We start from the raw sequence: 1,430 nt of genomic DNA on the forward strand, positions 1-1,430 counted from the left end.
AAAAGCTCCGCAAAAAACGTTTCTAATGTGAAAAAGTGGAAATTATTTCGGCGGAGCCTGGAAAGGCTTGCTTAAGACCTGTTTGTCAAACGTTTTAAAAGTTTGGCCCCCGGCAGGGCCGCCGGAGGCATCGTTTTTATATGTTTTATTTTGTGCCGACCCTTACCCAAACGTTAAGGACAAGACCATGCATGAACTGCCGGTAATGAACGGCATCTTAAGGGTGGTGATGAAACACGCGGCCCTGAACCGGGTCACCAAGGTGGCGGCCATCCAGCTGCAGGTGGGAAAGCTCAGCGACCTGGAGGAAAAATGGATGCAGCATTACTTCGACTTTCTCACCAAGGGCACCCTGGCCGAAGGGGCAAAGCTTGAGATCGAGTGGGGGGACGTGGTGATGCGCTGCGGCGGCTGCGGGCAGGAGTTTACCACGGAGCCGGCCACCGACACCTTCGGCATCTGCCCCCACTGCGGCAACAAGGGGGGGGAGATCCTCTCCGGCAAAGAGTATTATGTCAAAAACATGGTGGCCCAGTAAGGCCCCCGAAGGAAAATCTGCCGAAAGGCACCACATAAGGGAGAAACCATGAGCGACAACGTCAGGCTCATCGAGGTCAAAGAAAATGTACTGGACGATAACGACAAGGTGGCCAAAGCGCTCAGGGCCCGCCTGAAGGAGGAGAAAACCTTCCTTGTAAACCTCATGGCCTCCCCCGGGGCGGGAAAGACCAGCACGGTGATCCAGACCACCGGCCGCCTCAAGGAGAGCCTCTCCATCGGTGTCCTGGAGGCGGACATCGACTCCATGGTGGACGCCGAAAAAGTGGCCGCCACCGGCATCACCGCCATCCAGATGCGCACCGGGGGCTTCTGCCACCTGGACGCCAGCATGGTCACAGACGGCCTGTCGGCCATCGGCTCGGAAGACTTCGACCTCATCATCCTTGAAAACGTGGGCAACCTCGTCTGCCCGGCGGAATTCGACACGGGCTCTGCCGTCAACGTCATGATCCTCTCCGTGCCGGAAGGGGACGACAAACCCTTGAAGTACCCCTTGATGTTCTCGGTGTGCGATGCGGTCCTCATCAACAAAATCGACACCTGCGAGCTCTTTGACTTCGACAGAAAGCGCTTTGAAGAGGGGCTGCGCAAGGTCAACCCGGGCTGCGCCCTGTTCGATATCTCCTGCCGCACCGGAGAAGGGCTGGACGCCTGGACTGCCTGGCTCAAGGAGCAGGCTTTGGCCCACAACAGCTGATCGGGGCCAGGGCCAAGGGGCTCAGGAAAAAACAAAAGCAATGCCTTCTATGGTTAAAATCGGATGAACGACAGGGGCAGAGTAAAAACCAAAAAGATGCCTCCGGCGGCAAGGTGTGCCACCTTGAAAGCAAGTTGCGAATGCGCTTTCCCCTTCGTTCCTCAGGGAAAAT

2 protein-coding genes are annotated in these 1,430 nt (G+C 56.9%); both read left to right on the forward strand.

What is annotated here, in order from left to right; all coding sequences use genetic code 11:
• Positions 1-187: 187 nt before the first annotated feature.
• The gene (locus BLQ12_RS26760; RefSeq protein WP_092216048.1) at positions 188-538 is read left to right on the forward strand and encodes a hydrogenase maturation nickel metallochaperone HypA/HybF; all 351 of its coding nucleotides are present in this window, start codon (positions 188-190) and stop codon (positions 536-538) included.
• 48 nt (positions 539-586) lie between these two features.
• Positions 587-1,258 (forward strand): hydrogenase nickel incorporation protein HypB, encoded by a 672-nt coding sequence (hypB, locus tag BLQ12_RS26765; protein ID WP_092216050.1) that lies wholly within the window; start codon positions 587-589, stop codon positions 1,256-1,258.
• Positions 1,259-1,430: the final 172 nt, after the last annotated feature.

Origin of the sequence: Desulfoluna spongiiphila (assembly GCF_900101345.1) — a bacterium.
In the GTDB taxonomy this organism is placed as follows: domain Bacteria; phylum Desulfobacterota; class Desulfobacteria; order Desulfobacterales; family Desulfolunaceae; genus Desulfoluna; species Desulfoluna spongiiphila.

Bases quoted from the DNA above. Each gene is read 5' to 3' on its own strand.
- BLQ12_RS26760 (WP_092216048.1), top strand. From the start codon at position 188: ATGCATGAACTGCCGGTAATGAACGGCATCTTAAGGGTGGTGATGAAA.
- hypB (WP_092216050.1), top strand. From the start codon at position 587: ATGAGCGACAACGTCAGGCTCATCGAGGTCAAAGAAAATGTACTGGAC.